17 protein-coding genes are annotated in these 19,311 nt (G+C 73.3%); 14 read left to right on the forward strand and 3 right to left on the reverse strand.

Annotation, left to right across the window (positions count from 1 at the left end; genetic code table 11):
• Window positions 1-9 precede the first annotated feature (9 nt).
• The gene (locus R2D22_RS06700; protein WP_318101898.1) at window positions 10-807 is read right to left on the reverse strand and encodes an IclR family transcriptional regulator; all 798 of its coding nucleotides are present in this window, start codon (window positions 805-807) and stop codon (window positions 10-12) included.
• A 201-nt stretch (window positions 808-1,008) separates the two neighbouring features.
• On the opposite strand from R2D22_RS06700, the gene R2D22_RS06705 reads away from it, so the two are divergent.
• From R2D22_RS06705 to R2D22_RS06735, 7 genes are all read left to right on the forward strand, one after another.
• The gene (locus R2D22_RS06705; RefSeq protein WP_318101900.1) at window positions 1,009-1,125 is read left to right on the forward strand and encodes a putative leader peptide; all 117 of its coding nucleotides are present in this window, start codon (window positions 1,009-1,011) and stop codon (window positions 1,123-1,125) included.
• 213 nt (window positions 1,126-1,338) lie between these two features.
• The gene (locus R2D22_RS06710; RefSeq protein WP_318101902.1) at window positions 1,339-2,364 is read left to right on the forward strand and encodes an ABC transporter substrate-binding protein; all 1,026 of its coding nucleotides are present in this window, start codon (window positions 1,339-1,341) and stop codon (window positions 2,362-2,364) included.
• 60 nt (window positions 2,365-2,424) lie between these two features.
• Entirely contained in the window at window positions 2,425-3,447 is a 1,023-nt protein-coding gene (locus tag R2D22_RS06715) for an ABC transporter substrate-binding protein (RefSeq protein ID WP_318101903.1), read from the forward strand.
• A complete protein-coding gene (locus R2D22_RS06720; RefSeq protein ID WP_318101905.1) occupies window positions 3,444-4,292 on the forward strand; it encodes an ABC transporter permease in 849 nt (282 codons plus the stop codon). The genes R2D22_RS06715 and R2D22_RS06720 overlap by 4 nt, the downstream gene beginning before the upstream one ends.
• Window positions 4,289-5,023: an ABC transporter ATP-binding protein gene (locus R2D22_RS06725; RefSeq protein WP_318101906.1), complete on the forward strand. Its 735-nt coding sequence runs from the start codon at window positions 4,289-4,291 to the stop codon at window positions 5,021-5,023. Before R2D22_RS06720 ends, R2D22_RS06725 begins: the two co-directional genes overlap by 4 nt.
• A complete protein-coding gene (locus R2D22_RS06730) occupies window positions 5,020-5,883 on the forward strand; it encodes an ABC transporter substrate-binding protein (RefSeq protein WP_318101908.1) in 864 nt (287 codons plus the stop codon). The genes R2D22_RS06725 and R2D22_RS06730 overlap by 4 nt, the downstream gene beginning before the upstream one ends.
• A gap of 4 nt (window positions 5,884-5,887) precedes the next feature.
• The gene (locus R2D22_RS06735) at window positions 5,888-6,970 is read left to right on the forward strand and encodes an LLM class flavin-dependent oxidoreductase (protein ID WP_318101910.1); all 1,083 of its coding nucleotides are present in this window, start codon (window positions 5,888-5,890) and stop codon (window positions 6,968-6,970) included.
• Here R2D22_RS06735 and R2D22_RS06740 read toward each other — a convergent pair.
• On the reverse strand, window positions 6,922-7,977 hold the full coding sequence (locus R2D22_RS06740; RefSeq protein ID WP_318101911.1) for a bile acid:sodium symporter family protein: 1,056 nt from the start codon (window positions 7,975-7,977) through the stop codon (window positions 6,922-6,924). The two genes, R2D22_RS06735 and R2D22_RS06740, sit on opposite strands and share 49 nt — an antisense overlap.
• A gap of 135 nt (window positions 7,978-8,112) precedes the next feature.
• On the opposite strand from R2D22_RS06740, the gene R2D22_RS06745 reads away from it, so the two are divergent.
• The 7 genes from R2D22_RS06745 (at window position 8,113) to R2D22_RS06775 (ending at window position 18,259) form a co-directional block, all read left to right on the forward strand.
• Entirely contained in the window at window positions 8,113-8,979 is an 867-nt protein-coding gene (locus tag R2D22_RS06745; protein ID WP_318101912.1) for a LysR substrate-binding domain-containing protein, read from the forward strand.
• Window positions 8,980-9,255: 276 nt separating this feature from the next.
• Window positions 9,256-11,079: an AMP-dependent synthetase/ligase gene (locus R2D22_RS06750; RefSeq protein ID WP_318101914.1), complete on the forward strand. Its 1,824-nt coding sequence runs from the start codon at window positions 9,256-9,258 to the stop codon at window positions 11,077-11,079.
• A gap of 125 nt (window positions 11,080-11,204) precedes the next feature.
• Window positions 11,205-12,461 (forward strand): ABC transporter substrate-binding protein, encoded by a 1,257-nt coding sequence (locus R2D22_RS06755; RefSeq protein ID WP_318101916.1) that lies wholly within the window; start codon window positions 11,205-11,207, stop codon window positions 12,459-12,461.
• A gap of 12 nt (window positions 12,462-12,473) precedes the next feature.
• Complete coding sequence (locus tag R2D22_RS06760) at window positions 12,474-15,617, forward strand: ABC transporter permease subunit (protein WP_318101917.1); 3,144 nt, start codon at window positions 12,474-12,476, stop codon at window positions 15,615-15,617.
• Window positions 15,614-16,393 (forward strand): ABC transporter ATP-binding protein, encoded by a 780-nt coding sequence (locus R2D22_RS06765; RefSeq protein ID WP_318101918.1) that lies wholly within the window; start codon window positions 15,614-15,616, stop codon window positions 16,391-16,393. Before R2D22_RS06760 ends, R2D22_RS06765 begins: the two co-directional genes overlap by 4 nt.
• Before the next feature lie 119 nt (window positions 16,394-16,512).
• A complete protein-coding gene (locus R2D22_RS06770) occupies window positions 16,513-17,307 on the forward strand; it encodes an aldo/keto reductase (RefSeq protein WP_318109611.1) in 795 nt (264 codons plus the stop codon).
• Between the two features lie 112 nt (window positions 17,308-17,419).
• Window positions 17,420-18,259 carry an arylamine N-acetyltransferase family protein gene (locus R2D22_RS06775; protein ID WP_318101919.1) on the forward strand — a complete coding sequence of 280 codons (840 nt, stop codon included), beginning with the start codon at window positions 17,420-17,422 and terminating at the stop codon, window positions 18,257-18,259.
• Window positions 18,260-18,298: 39 nt separating this feature from the next.
• Here the strand turns inward: R2D22_RS06775 and R2D22_RS06780 are convergent, their stop codons facing one another.
• On the reverse strand, window positions 18,299-19,249 hold the full coding sequence (locus tag R2D22_RS06780) for a class I SAM-dependent methyltransferase (protein ID WP_318101921.1): 951 nt from the start codon (window positions 19,247-19,249) through the stop codon (window positions 18,299-18,301).
• Window positions 19,250-19,311 lie beyond the last annotated feature (62 nt).

The following is a 19,311-nucleotide window of genomic DNA, read 5'->3' on the forward strand; positions in this document are numbered from 1 at the left end:
CCACGCCCCTCACCGGCCGGTCGGATCCTCGGGGTTGCGTCGTTCCGCCGGGGGCAGCAGCAGCACCTCGAGGGCGCGTGCGGTCGCCCGTGCCTGCGCCAGGTACCAGTCGAGCCGCTCGTCGGTGATCTGCTCCGGGGTCCCCCGGACCGCGAGCGCGAACCGCGCGTGGCCCGCCCGCTCCAGGACCGGTACCGCCACGGTCCGGACCCCGTGGGCCGACTCGCCGTCGTTGAGCGCGTAGCCCCGCTCCCGTACGCGCTCCAACTCGGCGGTGAGGGCCGGGGGTTCGACGATCGTCCGCTCGGTGAACGCGTACAGCGGCGGCAGCGAGCGCGGCCCGCCCTCGCCCGCCCTGGGCCACGCCAGCAGCACCTTCCCCAGCGCCGTCGAGTGCAGCGGTCGGCGCAGACCCACCTTCGGCGTCACCGAACCGCCCGCCACGATCACGACGTGCGGGCCGCTGCGCAGCGCCAAGTCGGCCGTCGCGCCCGTCCGTTCGGCCAGATCGGACAGCTCGGGCGCCGCCATGTGCAGGCCCCGCTGGTGGTAGGAGAGGCGACCCAACTCCGTGATGGCGGGACCGAGCCGGTAGCGGGCGGTCCGGGCGTCCTGTTCGAGGAAGCCCGCGCCGAGCAGGGTCCGGGCGAGCCGGTGCGCGGTGGAGGTGGAGAGCCCGAGGCGGCGCGCGATCTCGGAGGCGCTCAGGTCGGGCCCGTTGTCGTGGAAACAGTGCAGTACGTCCAGTGCGCGACGGACCGCCTGGGCGCCCGCCGGGGGTCGGACGGTGCCGGCCTCGGTCGTCATCGGTTTCGCTCCCCGTGGTGTCGAGCTCTCACGCTCCCACATGCCGGGAGCCGAATCAGGTTCCGCACAAGGCCGGAAACACTCCGTTCACGCACAATCCCACATCGTGGGAGACGAGTTGTGGGCGGCCGGAACTCCATGGCAGGGTTCCGGCCAACGCGCCACAGCCGGCAGCACCGAACCGGAGGGAGGAGGGCCACAGTGACGAACGGACGACCGACGACGCGGAGTGCGCCCATCGCCTCCCCCGTCACGCCCGGCCTCACCCGACGCCGCCACATCGACCTGGCCCGCGTCGCCGGCACCGCCTGTCGCTGACCGGCACAGCCCTTCGCCGACACCACGGCCCGCAGGCGAGCTCCGTCGCCCGTGCCGAACCACCGACGGTTCTCGCCCGTTCCGGCGCCTCGCGACCGCGCGCATACCCTTCGGCCCTGCGCGTGCCCTCCGGCCGTCACCCGACGTCCCCGCCCGGCGCCGACGCGCCCCGCTGTCGTTCCCCGACCCCACCACACCCCCGGGAAGCCCTCCATGAAGCCCGCCCGCGTTCCCGACACGCTCTGGTTCACCCGCTGCCCCGTCCCCACCGCCACCGGCGTCGCCGCCGACCGGGGTTGGCTGGTCGCGGAGTTCGCGCCGGACGGCATCGCCGTCCGCTCGCTCCAGGACGTCGAGTCCGGCGCCGACCGCGCCGCCCACTTCACCCACGCCCACCCCGGACTCTTCCGTGAGGGCGGCAATGTCCCTGCTCTGTGGGCCCGTTCACGCGGCGAGCGCACCCGGCTGGTCGGCCTCACCTGGATCGAGGAGCGCCAGGTGGTGCTCGTCGCCCCCGGTTCCCCGGTGCGCGGTGCCGCTGCCCTGCGCGGCCTCCGGCTGGCCGTGCCCCGCCACTCCGTGCCCATCGACTTCTGGCGGGCGATGGCCGTGCGCGGCTTCGAGGGCGTCCTCGCCTCGGCGGGGTACGGGCTCGGCGACGCCGTCCTCGTCGACGTACCGGCCGACGGGCACCACGGTCAGTGGGCCGCCGAGCTGGACGCCCTGCGCCGGGGCGAGGTCGACGCCGTCTACGTCAAGGGCGCCCTCGCCGTCGAGGCCGCCCGGCGCGCCGGCGCCGAGGTGGCCGTCGAGCTCGACGAGCTGCCCGACCCCGCGCACCGCGTCAACAACGGCACCCCTCGCCCCCTCACCGTCCACCAGGACCTCCTGGACGAGCACCCCGAACTCGTGGCCCGGTTCCTCGCCGTCCTGCTCCGCGCCGCGGACTGGGCGGCCGACGAGCCGGCCGAGGTCGCCCGGATCCTCGGCGCCGAGACCGGGGCGGGCACCGAGGGCATCACCGGGGCGTACCGGCCCGGCACGCATCGCACGCTCCACCCGGACCTGTCCGACACACGGCTCGACCTGCTCGCCCGGCAGGAGGAGGCGCTGCGCGCCCACGGTTTCCTGCCCGAGGCGGTGGACGTACGAGCCTGGGCCGACCCGGAGCCGCTGGGCCGCGCCCGCCTGCTCGCGGCCGCCGCGCCCGCGGAGCCGGCCGCACGGTCCGCCTCGTGACAACGCACCCACCCGTACCCCGATCTCCCGCTTCCCCCCGACCCCCGGAGGACGACCGCCATGCGCCCACTCACCCCGCTCGCCGCCCTGGCGGCCCTCACCACCCTCGCCACCGTCACCGCCTGCGGCGGCAGCCCCGCCGCGGACGTGTCCGCCGGGCAGGACGGCGGCCGGAAGGGAGCGAAGGGAACGGTCACCGTCCGCATCCCCGACCCCGGCAACTCCGGTGTCCTCGCCCGCGGCAAGAAGGACGGCAGTCTCGACAAGGCCCTCGCCGCGGTGGGCGCCAAGGTGGCGTGGACCGGCAGCGCCGGTCCGTTCGCGCCCGCCGCCCAGGCGATGAACGCCGACCAGCTCGACATCGCGACCGGCTCGATCACCTCCGGCATCACCTCCCTCGCCCAGAGCCCCGGCTTCGAGTTCTTCACCGCGACCGACCCCGACCCCGTCGGCGAGGGCATCCTCGTCCGCGAGGGCTCGGACATCGCGTCCGTCCAGGACCTCGTCGGCCGCAAGGTCGCCGTCAACAAGGGCGGCACCGGCGAGTACCTGCTCCTCAAGGCCCTCTCCAAGGCGGGCATCCCCGCGGACAAGGTCGAGCGCGTCTATCTGCGGCCCGACCAGACCGCCGCCGTCTTCAACGCCGGCCAGGTCGACGCCTGGGCCGTCTGGTCCACCTATGCCGTCGCCGAGATCGGCGCGGGCAAGGCGCACTTCGTCGCCGACGGCACCGCCATCGGTTCCGACAACTACAGCCTCAACGCCGTCCGTTCGGAATTCGCGAAGGAGCATCCCGAGGTCGTGAAGGCGCTCTACGCCTACCTCCACGAGCAGAGCGCCGCGGAGAAGAAGGACCCGGGCGCCTATCTCAACGTCTTCACCGACGCCGGCCCCACCGCCGTCAACGGCAAGGCCAAGGAGGTCCAGATCGCCTTCAGCGCCAAGGGGGGCACCGTCGACCCCATCGGGCCCGAGGACGTCAAGCGGTTCGAGACCGTCGCGCAGTTCTACGCCGACCAGAAGGTCACGCCGAGCAAGGTCGACATCGCCGCCCATCTCATCGACATCGAGAAGTTGTCATGACGGCCCCGCCACTCACAGAAGCGGCGCACACCGACGGGCTCGTCACGCCGCGCCCGCCGGTCCGCCGCGCCCGGTCCCGTACGTACTCCCTCACCGTCCGCGCCCTCGGCCCGGTCGCCCTCCTCGCGCTCTGGTGGGCGTCCTCCGCCACCGGCCTGCTCACCCCCGACGTGCTCGCCTCGCCCGCGCAGGTCATCGACGCGGTGGGCGAGTTGTGGGGCAACGGGCAGCTGCCCGACGCGCTCGCGACGTCCCTCACCCGCTCGGGTATCGGCCTCGTCATCGGCCTCGCCACCGGGCTCACGCTCGGCATTACGACCGGCTTCACGCGGCTCGGCGACGAACTCCTCGACTCCTCCCTCCAGACCCTCCGCACCATCCCCTTCCTCTCCCTCGTCCCGCTGTTCATGGTCTGGTTCGGGATCAACGAGACCGCGAAGATCCTGCTCATCGCGGTCGCCACCACCTTCCCCATGTACGTCTCCACCACCGGCGGCGTCCGCAGCACAGACCGCAAGCTGGTCGAGGCGATGCGCAGCTTCGGGCTCGGGCGGCTCGCGATCGTCCGGCAGGTCGTCCTGCCCGGGGCGCTGCCGTCGCTCCTCGCCGGACTGCGTCTCTCCATGACGCTGAGCGTCATCGCGCTCATCGCCGCCGAGGAGATCAACGCCACCGAGGGCATCGGCTATCTGATGTCCCAGGCCCAGAGCTACGCCCGTACCGACATCCTCGCCGTCTGCATCCTCGTCTACGGCCTGCTCGGGCTCACCGCCGACGTCGTCGTCCGCGGCCTGGAAAGGGTCCTGATGCCCTGGCGCACGGCCGGACCGGGAGGCACGAAGTGACCGCCGTACGGGTACGCGGACTGCGCCGGGTCTTCGGTGCCCGCGCCGTCCTCGACGATCTCGAACTCACTGTCGGGCGCGGCGAGTTCCTCGCTCTTCTCGGAGCGAGCGGCAGCGGGAAGACCACCCTGCTGCGCATCCTCGGCGCGCTCGACGCCGCCGACGGGGGCGATGTCCTCGTCCCCGCCGCCCGCACGATCGTCTTCCAGGAGCCGCGGCTCATCCCGTCCACCCGGGTCCTCGGCAATGTGATCGTCGGCCTGCCGCGCGGCGCGGCGACCCGGGAGACCGGCCTGCGGGCGCTCGCCGAGGTGGGTCTCGAACGGCACGCCGACGCCTGGCCGGCGACCCTCTCCGGCGGCGAGGCCCAGCGGGTCGCCCTGGCCCGCGCGCTGGTACGGGAGCCCGAACTGCTGCTGCTCGACGAACCGTTCGCGGCGCTCGACGCGCTGACCCGGCTCCGCATGCAGGACCTGGTCGGCGAACTGCGCCGGATCCACCGGCCGGCCGTCCTGCTCGTCACCCACGACGTCGACGAGGCCGTACGTCTCGCCGACCGGGTCGCGGTGCTGCGCGACGGCCGGCTCGTCACCGACGAGCCCGTCACCGTCCCCCGTCCCCGCGACCCGGGCGACCCGGCGTTCGTCGCCCTGCGTCGCCGTCTCCTCGCCGACCTCGGCGTCCACACACCGGCGGAAACCCCCGCCTCTCTCGAAGGAGCGCCCGCATGACCGTCGTCATCGGTGTCCACCGCAGCAACCCCTCCCTCTACCACCTCTCCCGCCTCGGCTACGCGGAGGAGGAGCTCGCCGCCCTCGGCAAGACCGTGACCTGGCACCCGTACACCGACGGGGTCCGCACCGGCGCCCTTCTCGCCGAAGGCACCATCGACTTCGGCGGCACCGGCTCCACCCCGCCCATCACCGCGCAGGCGGCCGGCCACGACATCGTCTACACCGCCGTCTCCGCGCCCCGCCCCGACCACGGCGCGCTCCTCGTTCCCGAGGACAGCCCGGTCCGTACCGTCGCCGACCTCAAGGGCGGCACCGTCCACCTCGCCGTCGGCTCCTGGCAGACCCACCTGGTCGCGAAGGCCCTGGACGACGCGGGCCTCTCGTACACCACGGACATCACCCCCGTGCGCGGGAACTCCGGCAGCGAGGAGAAACTGCGCTCCGGCGCGATCGCCGCCTGGGTCGCGCAGGGCGCCGAGCTGGTCGCCGCCCGACGCGCCGGCGGTCTGCGCACCCTGATCCGCACCGGCGAGGTCATCAGCGACCGGTCCGTCTTCTTCACCCGCCGCGACCTGGCCGAGCAGCGGCCCGAGGTGGTCGAGGCGCTGACCCGGGCGCTGCGGCGGGCCGACGCGTGGGCCGCCGCCCATCCGCGCGAGGCCGCCGAGACGGCCGCCGCCGACCAGGGCGGCACGGTGGACGACTGGGAGACCGCGCTGCGCGCGCTGCCCTGGGAGATCGAGGAGGTCACGGAGGCGTTCATCGCCGAGCAGCAGCTGGCGGCCGACGTCTTCCACCGCACCGGTTTCATCGAGCGCGCGGTCACCGTCGCCGACGCCCTGCCCCGGAAGGCCTGATCCGATGACGTCCCCGGCACCCGAAGTCCTCTGGTACATCATCCCGCGCGAAGGCGCCTACCCGTGGGAGCCGGCGGGCCGCCGCCCGGTCGACCTCGGCTACCTCAGGCACCTCGCCGGAACGGTCGAACGCCTCGGCTACACGGGCGCGCTGCTCGCCACCGACCTGTACGACGTCTGGCCGCTCGGCTCCGCGCTCGCGGCCTCCACCAGCACCCGCTTCAAGCCTCTGCTCGCCGTGCACCCGGGGCTGATCTCGCCGACCCTGCTCGCCAAGATGGCCCTCAGCTTCGACAACCTCTTCGGCGGCCGGCTCCGCTTCAACGTCGTCAACGGCTCGACGAGATCCCTGCGGGAGTACGGGCTGCACGTCGAGCACGACGAGCGGTACGAGCTGAGCGCCGAGTACTGGTCGATCGTGAAGCGCCTCACCGCCGGCGAGGTCTTCGACCACAAGGGGCGCTTCTACGACCTGAAGGACGCCGGAGCCTCGTTCCGGGACCTGCGGCCGGTCCAGGAACCGCACGTCCCGCTCTGGTTCGGCGGTTCCTCGGCCCCCGGCATCGAGATGGCCGCCGAGCACGTCGACGTCTACCTCACCTGGGGCGAGCCGCCGCACCTGCTGAAGGAGAAGCTGGACCACGTACGGGCACGGGCCGCCGCCCACGGGCGGACCCTCCGCATCGGCCTGCGCCTCCACCTCATCGTCCGCGACACCGAGGACGAGGCCTGGGCCGCGGCCGACCGGCTCCTCGACGTCACCAGCGAGGCGACGTACGCCCGGCAGCTCGGCGAACGGGCGGGCGAGGACGGCGTGGGCTGGCAGCGACAGTTCCGGCAGCACGGCGGCAAGGTGCCGGCCCGCGCCCGCGAACTGGAGACCCACCCGAACCTCTGGCCCGGCATGAGCCTGTTCCGGCCCGGCCCGGGAACGGCGGTCGTCGGCTCGACGGCCCAGGTCGTGGAGCGCCTGAAGGAGTTCCAGGAGCTGGGCGTGGACACGTTCATTCTGTCCGGCAACCCGCTCCTGGAGGAGGCCTACCGGGTGGCCGAGACGGTGCTCCCGGCCCTGGGCGTCTCCCGCTGAGGCGGGGCGCCCCGGGACGGATCCGTACGGTCCTCAGGGTCCTTCGCGCGACGCCTGGCGATGACCGCGCAGACCATCAGCTGCATCTGGTGGAAGAGCATCAGCGGCAGGACGGCCAGCGAGGCGTGGGCGCCGAAGAGGACGCTCGCCATGGGCAGGCCGGCGGCGAGGCTCTTCTTCGAGCCGGCGAACTGGATGGCGACGCGGTCCGCCCGGTCGAAGCCGAGGCGCTTCGCGCCGTACCAGGTCAGCGACAGCATCACCGCCAGCAGCACGGCCTCCACGGCGAGCAGCAGCGCGAGCCGGGCCGGGGTGACCTGGGACCAGATGCCCTGGACCATGCCCTGGCTGAAGGCGGTGTAGACGACGAGCAGGATCGAGCCCCGGTCCACGTGGCCGAGGACCTTCTTGTGCCTAACCAGGAAGGACCCGATCCAGCGGCGCAGGAACTGGCCCGCCAGGAACGGCACGAGCAGCTGGAAGACGATCTTCAGGAGGGAGTCGGCGGAGAAGCCGCCCGCGCTGCCGCCGAGCAGGGCCGCGGCGAGCAGCGGCGTGAGCACGATCCCCGCGAGCGACGAGAACGAGCCCGCGCAGATCGCCGCGGGCACGTTGCCGCGCGCGACCGAGGTGAAGGCGATCGAGGACTGGATGGTGGACGGCACCAGGCACAGGAAGAGCAGTCCGCTGTACAACGGTGGGGTGAGGACCGCCGGGACCAGTCCCTTCGCCGCCAGCCCGAGCAGCGGGAACACCGCGAAGGTACAGATCAGGACCATGAGGTGGAGCCGCCAGTGGCGCAGGCCGTCGAGCGCGTCGCGGGTGGAGAGCCGGACCCCGTACAGGAAGAACAGCAGCGCGATCGCCCCGGTCGACACCCCGCCGACGAGGTCCGCCGCGGCCCCCGAGGCGGGCAGCAGCGCGGCGAGTCCGACCGTGCCGTGCAGCGCCAGGATGTACGGGTCGATCGGCAGCCAGGACGGCAGCAGGGTCGTGCGGCGGCTCATGTGCTCCAGCTTGCTCTCGGGAGTGGGGTGGCCTGTCGGGGCCTCCCATCCTGCTCCAGGACGTCGTGATCGGGAATCCCGCACAGCGCACTGACTGTCATCACGATCTGCGATGACGGCGCTAACCTGGGGAGCGTGTACGACACCTCCCAGCTCCGTACCTTCCTCGCGGTCGCGCAGACCCTGAGCTTCACGCAGGCCGCGCACCGGCTCGGGGTGCGGCAGTCGACGGTGAGCCAGCACGTGCGGCGGCTCGAGGACGCGACGGGCCGGCCGCTGTTCACGCGGGACACGCACAGCGTGGAGCTGACCGAGGACGGCGAGGCGATGCTCGGCTTCGCGCGGACGATCCTCCAGGCCCACGAGCGCGCCGCCGCCTTCTTCACCGGGACGCGGCTGCGCGGGCGGCTGCGGTTCGGGGCGTCGGAGGACTTCGTGCTGACCCGGCTGCCGGAGATCCTGGAGTCGTTCCGGCGCGAGCATCCCGAGGTCGACCTGGAGCTGACCGTCGAACTGTCGGGGACGCTGAACGCGCGGCTGGAGGCGGGGCGGCTCGATCTGATCCTGGCGAAGCGGCGGGGCGAGGAGACGCACGGCGAGCTGGTCTGGCAGGACGCGCTGGTGTGGATCGGCGCGCCGCGCCTGCGTCTCGATCCGGACCGGCCGGTCCCGCTGATCGTCTTCCCGCCGCCCGGGATCACCCGGGCCCGCGCGCTGGAGGCGCTGGAGGCGCAGGGCCGGGCGTGGCGGATCGCGTGCACGAGCAGCAGTCTGAGTGCGAACGTCGCCGCGGCGCGAGCGGGCCTGGGCGTGATGGCGCACACCCGGGGGCTCGTACCGCCGGGGCTCGAACCGGTCCCGGCGCGGGCCGGGCTGCCGGAACTGGGGGACGTGGACTTCGTGCTGCGCAAGGGCCGGCGGCGCGGGGCGGCGCAGGAGGCGGCGGACGCGCTGGCCGCGGCGATCCTGGCGGGCGGCGACCGCCTGCACCGTCCGCGCTGAGCAGGCCGCCCGCCCGACGGGTCCACCCGCCGGGGGTGCCGCGTGTCAGGGCCGTACGGATTCTGTGGAGATTCGGGCCCACGCTGCTTACCGGACAGTCAGTAACCGCCCCCGAACACCCGTTCCTTGGCTCGGTTCCCCGTCCTGACCTGTGGTGATGCCGGTTGTCCGGAGTTCGTGAAGGCCCTCCCGCCGGGCCCGCCCGTGGGGTACCGTCACCCGCGCCATGCGGAGCGTGACCAACGCGCTCCGGGGAGCAGGGCAAGGAGCGGGTCATTGCGCGAGTTCACCGTGCCGCCGGTCGAGGCGGCGCCTCATGTCGGCGGTCTGGCGGACGCCGTGTTCGATCACGCCTCGACGGAGCCGGGCCGGGTGGCGCTGGGCCGCAAGGACGCGTCCGGCGTGTGGCGGGACGTGACCGCGGCGCGGTTCCGCGACGAGGTGCTGGCCCTGGCGAAGGGTCTGATCGCGCAGGGCGTGCGGTTCGGCGACCGGGTCGCCCTGATGTCGCGCACCCGCTACGAGTGGACGGTGTTCGACTTCGCGCTGTGGACGATCGGCGCGCAGTCCGTGCCGGTGTACCCGACGTCCTCCGCCGAGCAGGTCTTCTGGATGCTGCACGACGCGGAGGTCACGGCGTGCGTGGTGGAGCACGAGGACCACGCGATGACGATCGGTTCGGTGGTCGACCGGCTGCCGCGCCTGAAGCGGCTGTGGCAGCTGGACGCGGGCGCGGTCCACGAGCTGAGCGCGGCGGGCACGGACATCGACGACGAGGTCGTGCACCGGCACCGGCGGGCGGTGACGCCCGAGTCGGTGGCGACGATCATCTACACCTCGGGAACCACGGGCCGACCCAAGGGCTGCGTGATCACCCACGCCAACTTCATGTTCGAGACGGACACGATGATCGGCCGCTGGGAGCCGGTGTTCCACTCGAAGCCGGGTGACGAGGCGTCGACGCTGCTGTTCCTGCCGCTCGCCCATGTCTTCGGGCGGATGGTGGAGGTGGCGGCGATCCGGGGCGGGGTGAAGCTCGGGCACCAGCCGGTGCTCCAGGCGTCGGCGCTGCTGCCGGACCTGGCGACGTTCCGGCCGTCGTTCATCCTGGCGGTGCCGTACATCTTCGAGAAGGTGTTCCACGCGGCCCGCCGGAAGGCGGAGGCCGACGGCAAGGCGGGACCGTTCGACAAGGCGGTCGACGTGGCGGTGCGGTACGCGGAGGCCCTGGAGCACAAGGCGTTCGGGCTGGGTCCCGGGCCGTCGGCGGCCCTGCGGGTGCAGCACCAGTTCTTCGAGAAGCTGGTGTACACGAAGGTCCGCGAGGCGATGGGCGGCCGGGTGCGGCACGCGATGTCCGGCGGTTCTGGCATGGAGCGGCGGCTCGGGCTCTTCTTCGAGGGCGCGGGCGTCACGATCTTCGAGGGGTACGGGCTGACGGAGTCGTCGGCGGCGGCCACCGCGAACCCGCCGGAGCGGACCAGGTACGGGACGGTCGGCATGCCGATCCCGGGGACGACGGTGCACATCGCGGAGGACGGGGAGATCTGGCTGCACGGCGGGCATGTCTTCTCCGGGTACCTGAACGATCCGAAGGCCACCGGCGCCGTGCTGAACGACGGCTGGCTGGCGACCGGGGACCTGGGCGCGCTCGACGAGGACGGCTATCTGACGATCACCGGGCGGAAGAAGGAGATCCTGGTGACCTCGGGCGGCAAGAGCGTGTCGCCGGCCGGTCTGGAGGAGCGGGTGCGCTCGCATCCGCTGGTCGCGCAGTGCATCGTCGTCGGCAACGACCGCCCGTACATCGCGGCGCTGATCACGGTCGACCCGGAGGCGGTGGAGCACTGGCTGGCGATCCAGGGCCGGCCGCCGCTGAAGCCGGCGGAGCTGGTGCGCGATCCGGTGCTGGAGACGGAGCTGCGGCGGGCGGTGGTGGCGGCGAACACGCTGGTCTCGCAGGCCGAGTCGATCCGCACCTTCCGGATCCTGGCGCATCCGTTCTCCGAGGAGCACGGGCTGCTCACACCGTCGCTGAAGCTGAAGCGGAAGGCGATCGAGCTGGCGTACGAGGCGGAGGTCGACGCGCTGTACGGCTGAGGGGAGCGGCGGCCCCTCGGTACCCTCCACGATTCCTGACGCATCATCAATTGACGCTGCATCAGTTATTGACGGTTCATCAGACCGGTCACAGAATGCGGTCACCCGACGGAGGGACGACCGACGTGTCCAGACCGATCCGCACCCTCGCCGCCGCGGCAGCGGCCCTGCTCCTGGCCACCGCCTGCAACTCCGCCTCCACCGGAGGGACGTCCGAGAAGCCCGGCGCCTCCGCACGCGGAGTCACCACGGACTCCATCAAGGTGGGCGGCATCGTCTCGATGACGACCGCCAGCGGCTACTCCAAGAAGGACACCGACCTCGGGGCGCGCGCCCGCTACGAACGCGCCAACGCCGAGGGCGGGATCAACGGACGGAAGATCGAGTACCTGGGCGCCGAGGACGACGGCCAGGACCCGGCCAGGAACCTCGCCGCCGCCCGCAAACTCGTCCAGCAGGACCAGGTGTTCGCGGTCTCCCCGATGAGCTCCGTCACCTTCTCCGGCGCCGACTTCCTCGAAGGCCAGAAGGTGCCGACCGTCGGCTGGGGCACGTTGCCCTCGTTCTGCGGGCCCAAGCACCTGTACGGGTTCAACGGTTGCCTCGTCCCGATGCCCGGCGGCACCCTCAACCAGACCTGGCCGGAGGGCCTGGCCACCGTCCTCGGCGGCAGCGCCGGCAAGTCGGTCGCCCTGCTCGCCAACGACAACGACGCGGGCAAGTTCGGCATCCGCACCTTCACCAAGGGATTCACCTCGGCCGGCTTCAAGGTCTCGTACGCCAAGGCCGCCGTGCCCGCGACCTCGCTGCCGAGCGACTGGTCCGCGTACACCAAGGAGATCATGCGCTCGGCCGGCGGCAAGGCCCCGGACGCGGTGGTCTCGGTGATGCAGACCCCGTACAACATCGGCCTGTTCACGGCGCTGAAGCGGTCCGGGTTCACCGGGGTGATCTCCGACCCGACCGACTACGACCCGGGACTGCTCGCCAAGGACGCCACCCGGCAGGCGCTCGACGGGGTGCACGTGCTGCTCCAGTTCCAGCCCTTCGAGGCGGACACCCCGGCGATGCGGCAGTTCAAGGCGGACATCAAGAAGGCCGCCGGCGGGAAGGACGTACCGCTCAACATGCACATGATGACCGGGTACATGTCCGCCGACCTGTTCCTGTCGATCGCGGCGAAGGCCGGCAAGGACCTCACCGTCGACTCGTTCCAGAAGGCCGCCTCGTCGTTCTCCGACTCCGGGACGCTCGTCGGCGACCGCGCCGAGCCGCGCGGCCAGAAGGAGAGCTTCGGCTGCGGGGCGTTGGTCCGGCTGAAGAACGGGCGGTACGAGATCGCCGTGCCGTTCAAGTGCTACGAACCGATCCCGTTCGGGTAGGGGTCCGGAAACGTGGGTGACCTGCTGGGCTTCGTCCTGAGCGGGCTGGTCTCGGGCGCGCTGTACGCGCTGCTCGCGACCGGGCTCGTCCTGTCCTACTCGGCCTCCGGTCTGTTCAACTTCGCGCACGGCACGACCGCGTACCTGTGCGCGCTCGCCTTCTACGAGCTGCACTCCGGCTTCGGCTGGCCGGCCGTGCCGACCGCGCTGCTGCTGGTCTTCGTGGTCGCGCCGGGGATCGGGTGGGGCCTCGACCGGCTGATGTTCCGCAAGCTCGCCCGGGTCGGCGAGACCGCGCAGATCGTCGCCACCATCGGTCTGCTGGTCGCGCTGCCGGCGGCCGGGCTCGGCGTGGTGGAGCTCCTGGAGCGGGCGGGCGCGCCGGTCGAACCGGCGGAGAACCAGTTCGGGCTGCCGGGGGTCGGGCCGAGCCCGGCGGTGTCCTGGCAGCCGGTGGACGGCGTCGGCGTCGACTCCGACCAGCTGATCACCTGGCTGGCGACCGCCGTCGCCGCGGCGGCGCTCTGGGTGCTGCTGCGGCACACCCGGCTGGGGCTGCGGCTGCGGGCCTCCGTCGACGACCGGTCGCTGGTGGAACTGCGCGGGATCGACGCGGACCGGCTGTCGTCGGTGGCGTGGATGCTGTCGTCCGGGCTCGCGGGCCTGGCGGGGGTCCTCGCGACACCGCTGCTCGGACTCTCCGCGCACGACTACACACTGTTCCTGTTCGTCTCGGCGACGGCGGCGGTGCTCGGACGCTTCGCGTCCGTCCCGCTGGCGTTCGCGGGCGGGCTGGGGCTCGGGGTGCTGCAGAACCTGGTGGCGGGGTACGCGTCGTTCGCGGAGAGCATCACCGGGTTCCGTACGGCGGTGCCGTTCCTGATCCTGTTCGGCGGGCTGCTGGTCCTCGCCCGGCGACAGCGGGCGGCGGGCACGGCCGCGGTGGACCCGCCGCCGGTGGACTACCTGGACGGCCGGTCGCCGGCGCGGCGGTGGGGTGTGTGGGTGGTGGCGGGCACTCTGCTGGCGGCCGCTTTCCACACGGTGACCACGCCCTTCTGGAGCGGGATCCTCGCGCAGGGGCTCGCGATCGGGCTGGTGTTCCTGTCGTTCACGGTGGTGACGGGGCTCGGCGCGATGGTCTCGCTGGCGCAGGCGACGTTCGTGACCGGCGCGGCGCTGGTCGCCGGGCTGCTGATGAGCCACGGCGTGCCGTTCGCGGCGGCGGCGCTGGTCGGCACGGGGGCGGCGGCGCTGCTCGGCGCGGTGGTGGCGCTACCGGCGCTCCGGCTGGGCGGGCGGTCGCTGGCCCTGGCGACGCTGGCGCTGGCGTTCCTCGCGGACCAGGTGCTGTTCCAGTTCCGGTGGCTGCGCAACGGTGACACCGGGTGGGAGATCCCCCGTCCGGTCCTCGGCCCGCTGGACCTGAGCGACGACCGGGCGTTCGGGGTGACGCTGGTGGTGCTGTGCGGGGCGGTCGTATGGGGGCTGACCCGGCTGCGGGAGTCCCCGTGGGGCCGCGCGATGCTCGCGGTCCGCTCGTCGCCGGCGGCCGCGGCGGCGTCCGGGGTGTCGGTGATCCGCACGAAGCTGCTGCTGTTCACGGTGTCGGCGGGGCTCGCGGGGTTCGGCGGCGTGCTGTACGCGTCGTACAACACGCGGATCACGGCGACGGACTTCACGGCGATGACGGGTCTGGTGTGGCTGGCGGTGGTGGTCGCGGCGGGTGTGCGGCGACCGCAGTTCGCGGTGGTGGCGGGGCTCGTGTACGCGCTGGTCCCGCACGTCCTGACGGAGTACGTGACGGAGTCCGCGCACCTCCCGGTGATCCTCTTCGGCCTGGCGGGCCTCGCCCTGGCGAACGACCCGGACGGCTACTGCGCGGCCATCCCGACCCGACTGCACGCACGACGCGCGGCGCGGGCGGGGGCCGCGAGCGCTGCTCCCCCAACCCACCCCTTCCCGAAACCGGGGTCAAGCCCCCGGCCCCCCGAGGCGGTCGGCGTCACCACGCCGCGGGCAGGCGGCGTCGGAGCCGGCGCGGGCACCGCGCCGCGGGCGGACGGAGGCGAGGTCGGCGCAGGCACCGAGCCGGGCGCGGGTAGCGGCAGCTTCGCGCCGCACGACGGCAGGGACAAACCCGCCACGGGTGTCGTCGGAGCGCACGCCGACGCGCCGAGCGCGGCGGGCTCCGCTGACGACAACGGCTCCAAGACACACGGCAGCTCCGCACCTCAGGCGGGCGAGAGCGGGAACGTCGCGGGCGGCGTCGGGTCGCGCGCCGGCGGTGCGAGCGCGGTGCGCGGAGCCGGTGACGCCGGCTCGGCGGCGCGCGGCGGACCCGCGCCGCGGGAGCGTGTTCCCGTCCAAGGTGGTTCGGGCACCGCGCCCGTAGCCTCACCCGCTTCCGGCTCCGCGCCGCGGGAGCGTGTTCCCGCGCAGGGTGGGCCGGGCGTCGTGCCTGCGCTTGAGCTTCATGGCGTGTCCGCCGCGTATGGCGGGGTCGCGGTGGTGCGGGGGGTGGATCTTGTCGTGCGGGGCGGGGAGATCGTCGTGTTGCTCGGGGCCAACGGGGCCGGGAAGTCGACGTTGTGCCGGGTGGCCGCCGGGGTGCTGCCCGCGGAGCGGGGGCGGGTGCTCGTACGGGGGCGGGAGGCGACCGCGGACGGGGCCGTACGGCGGGCCCGGCGCGGGGTGCTGCTGGCGCCCGAGGGGCGGGGGATCTTCGCGGGGCTGTCCATCGAGGAGAACCTGGCGCTCCAACTGGACGGCAAGGACGACCGGGAGGCCGTGTACGCACGCTTCCCCGCGCTCGCCGCGCGCCGCGCGGTGCTCGCCGGCGCCCTGTCCGGCGGCGAGCAGCAACTGCTCGCGCTCGCGCCGCTGCTCCAGCGTCCGCCCGCCGTCCTCGTCGCCGACGAGCCGTCCCTCGGGCTCGCGCCGCGGGTCGTGGAGGAGGTGCACGGGCTCCTGACCGAGCTCCGGGCCGGCGGCACCGCGCTGCTCCTGGTCGAGGAGCGGGCCGCGGACGTGCTGGGGATCGCGGACACCGTCGCGTACCTCGCGCGGGGCGAGGTCGCCTGGTGCGGCCCGCGCGCGGACGTGGACCCGGACCGGCTTGCCGAGGCGTACCTGGGATGGAGGGCCGGCGTATGAACGAGTCCGTGCTGGAGGCGTCCGGGATCGGCGTGCGGTTCGGCGGGGTGCGCGCGCTGCACGACGTCCGGATCGCCGTCCGGGCCGGTGAGGTCTGCGGTCTCATCGGGCCGAACGGCGCCGGGAAGACCACGCTCTTCGACGTCCTGTCCGGCATCCGCCCGCCCGACGCCGGCCGGGTCCTGCTCGACCGTACGGACGTGACGCGCCGCTCGCCCGCCTGGCGGGCCCGGCACGGCATGCGCCGGACGTTCCAACGGCAGCAGCTCTTCGGCCAGTTGACCGTCGCCGAGAACCTCGTCGTGGCCCAGGAGGGCGGCCGGTGGCGGCGCGGCGGGTCGGCGCGCGCCCGCGCCCGTGCGGCGGAGGTGCTGAGCGTCTGCGGACTGTCGGAGCTGGCGGGGGCGTACCCCGGCGCACTCCCGGTCGGGCTCGCCCGGATGGCCGAGCTGGCCCGCGCGCTCGCCGCCCCGCCGCGGGTGCTGCTCCTGGACGAGCCCGCGTCCGGCATGACGGACGGGGAGCGGCAGCAGCTCGCCGCCGTGGTGCGGCGGCTCGCGGCGGACGAGGAGTGCGGCGTGCTGCTCGTCGAGCACGACGTGGGCTTCGTGATGGACCTGTGCTCCCGGGTCGTCGTGCTCGACCTCGGGGAACTGCTCGCCGAGGGCTCACCGGCCGACGTCCGCGCCGATCCGGCCGTACGGGACGCCTATCTCGGGACCACGGAGTCCGGCCCGGCGGCATCGGCGGAATGCGATCCGCCCTCTCCCCGTTGAACCTGGAAGTACCACTCGACAAACCTAAGGATCGACCGCCCGTGAGCAACGGCAGCAACGGCAGCACCAGCAGCACCGCCGGCAAGGTCCCCTCCCTCACCCTGAACAACGGCGTGGAGATGCCGCAGCTCGGCTTCGGCGTCTGGCAGGTGCCGGACGACGAGGCGACGCGTGCCGTCACCACCGCGCTCGAGGCCGGCTACCGCTCGATCGACACCGCCGCGATCTACGAGAACGAGACCGGCACCGGCCGTGCGCTGGCCGAGTCCGGCATCGCGCGCGAGGACCTGTTCGTCACCACCAAGCTGTGGAACAGCGAGCAGGGCCACGACTCCACCCTGCGCGCCTTCGACGCCTCGCTGGGCCGCCTCGGCCTGGACTACGTCGACCTGTACCTGATCCACTGGCCGGTCCCGGCGAAGGACGCGTACGTCGACACGTACCTGGCCTTCGAGAAGATCCTGGCCGACGGCCGCGCCCGGGCGATCGGTGTCTCGAACTTCCTGCCCGAGCACCTGGAGCGGCTGATCGGCGAGACGTCGGTCGTCCCGGCCGTCAACCAGATCGAGCTGCACCCGCAGCTCCAGCAGCGCGCCTCGCGCGAGGCGCACGCCGCGCACGGCATCGCGACGGAGGCCTGGTCGCCGCTCGGCCAGGGCCGCGGGCTGCTCGAGGTCCCGGCGGTCGTCGCGATCGCCCAGAAGCACGGCCGCACCCCGGCCCAGGTCGTCCTGCGCTGGCACCTGCAGACCGGGAACGTCGTCATCCCGAAGTCGGTGACCCCGTCCCGCATCCAGGAGAACATCGACGTCTTCGACTTCGAGCTGGACGCCGAGGACCTCGCCGCGATCGCCGTCCTCGACGAGAACCGCCGCCTCGGCCCGAACCCGGCCGAGTTCAACGTCGGCGCCTGAACGTCCGACAGCGACAGTGACAGGGGCAGGTCCCCGCCCACGTGGCGGGAACCGGTGCCCCTGTCGTACCTCCGCCCTATGCTGATCATCAGTTCGGGAGCGAGGGGGAGCCATGATCGACGTCGACGGGTATCTGGCCGTACTGGGGGTGGCCCGGCCGGGTGCCCCGACCAGCGAGGCACTGTGGGCCCTGCACCGGGCGCAGGTGGAGCGGGTCGCCTACGAGAGTGTCGACATCCATCTGGACCGGCCGACGGGCATCGACGCCGCGGAGTCCGTGGCCCGGATCGTGCGCGGGCGCGGCGGCTACTGCTTCCACCTCAACGGGGCCTTCGGCGCGCTGCTGAGGGCCCTCGGCTACGACGTCACCCTGCACAAGGCCGGGGTGCAGAACGAGGCCGAGGACCCCGAGGGCCCGAGTGGCAACCACCTCGCGCTCACCGTGCGGCTCGACGGCGAGCCCTGGCTGGTCGACGCCGGGCTCGGCGACGCCCTGCACGAGCCGCTGCCGCTGCGCGAAGGCAGCTACACCCAGGGGCCGTTCAGCTACGCGATGGCCCCGTCGACGGTCGTGCCCGGCGGCTGGCGGTTCGCCCACGACCCCCGCGGAGCGTTCGCGGCGATGGTGTTCGCACCGGAACCCGTGGAACTGTCCTCCTTCGCCGAGGAGCACGTCCGGCTCTCCACCGCCCCCGACTCCGGCTTCGTCCGGGTCTGCACCGCCCAGCGCCGCGACGCCAAGGGCGTGGACGTGCTGCGCGGTTGCGTGCTGCGCCGGATCCACGGCGAGGGCACCGACGAGCGGACCGTCGACGCGGCCGACGACTGGTTCGACGTCCTGACCGACGTCTTCCGGCTGGACCTGACCGACGTCGACGCCCCCGCGCGGGCGCGGCTGTGGCACCGGGTCCGCACCGCGCACGAGGAGTGGGAGGCCGCGCAGCGGCCGTGATCCGCCGGTCCGCCGGTCCGCTGAACCGCCGTACAGCCCCTATCCCTTGCGGGCGGTGTGCACGGTCTTGGCGACGAGCTGGAAGACGTCCGGGCGGTGGTGGAGGGAGTCCGGGTCGGACGGGTCGAGAAGGCGGTCGAGGGTGTCGCGGTCGTCGGCGGCGAGGTGCTCGCCGAGCCCGCTGCGGGAGCGCTCGAACTGGGCGACGATCTGCTCGCGCACGACGGGCGGGACGGGCGCGGGGATGTCGCTGAGGAACGAGCGGGTGCCGGACGGGACGAGACCGGCGCCGGCGAGCAGGCCGCGCCAGTCGTCCACCTCCTCCTTGGAGTCGGGCAGGGAGGCGCGCATCGCGCCGAACCGGTCGGCGTAGGCGGCGTCGAGCCGGGCCTCAAGGCCGGGGCGGCCGAAGCCGATGTTCCACGGCAGGCGGCGGGCGGGCAGTCCGCCCTCGACGAGGACGAGCAGGCCGCCGGGGCGCAGCAGCCCGGCGAAGGAGGCCAGGGCCGCCCGCTGGTCGCCGATGTGGTGCAGCGACTCGCTCGCCCAGATCACGTCCGCCTCGCCCAACGCGTCGAACTGCGCGGGGAGTTCGGCGTGCAGGGTGGAGACGCGGGAGCCGAGGCCGCGGCCCTCGGCGCGGCTCCGGGCGATCGCCAGGAGTTCCGGGCTGCCGTCCACGGCGACCGTCTCGGCGGCGGGGAAGGCCTCGGCGAGGAGACCGGTGATGACGCCGGGGCCGCTGCCGACGTCCAGGACGCGGCGTACTCCGGAGACGGGGACGAGGGTGCCCAGCCAGGCGGCCGCGTCGGCGTAGAGGGAGCTCTGGGTCTCGGCCTGGCGCTCCAGGAGCGGCGCCATGGCGGACCAGTCGATGTCGGCGTGGTCGTGGTCGTGCGCGTGCTGGTGGGAGTGGGCGTGCGCGCCGTGGGCGGGCGTGCCGTGAGCGTTCCCGGTGTGCGCTGCGTGTCGCTCGTCGTGGGTCGTCATGGGGACAGAGTGCGGGCGGCGCCCCGGGAACGCGAGAACACTTGCCGGTCCGGCAAGCAGGC

Source organism: Streptomyces sp. HUAS YS2 (assembly GCF_033343995.1).
GTDB classification, from domain to species: Bacteria; Actinomycetota; Actinomycetes; order Streptomycetales; family Streptomycetaceae; genus Streptomyces; species Streptomyces solicathayae.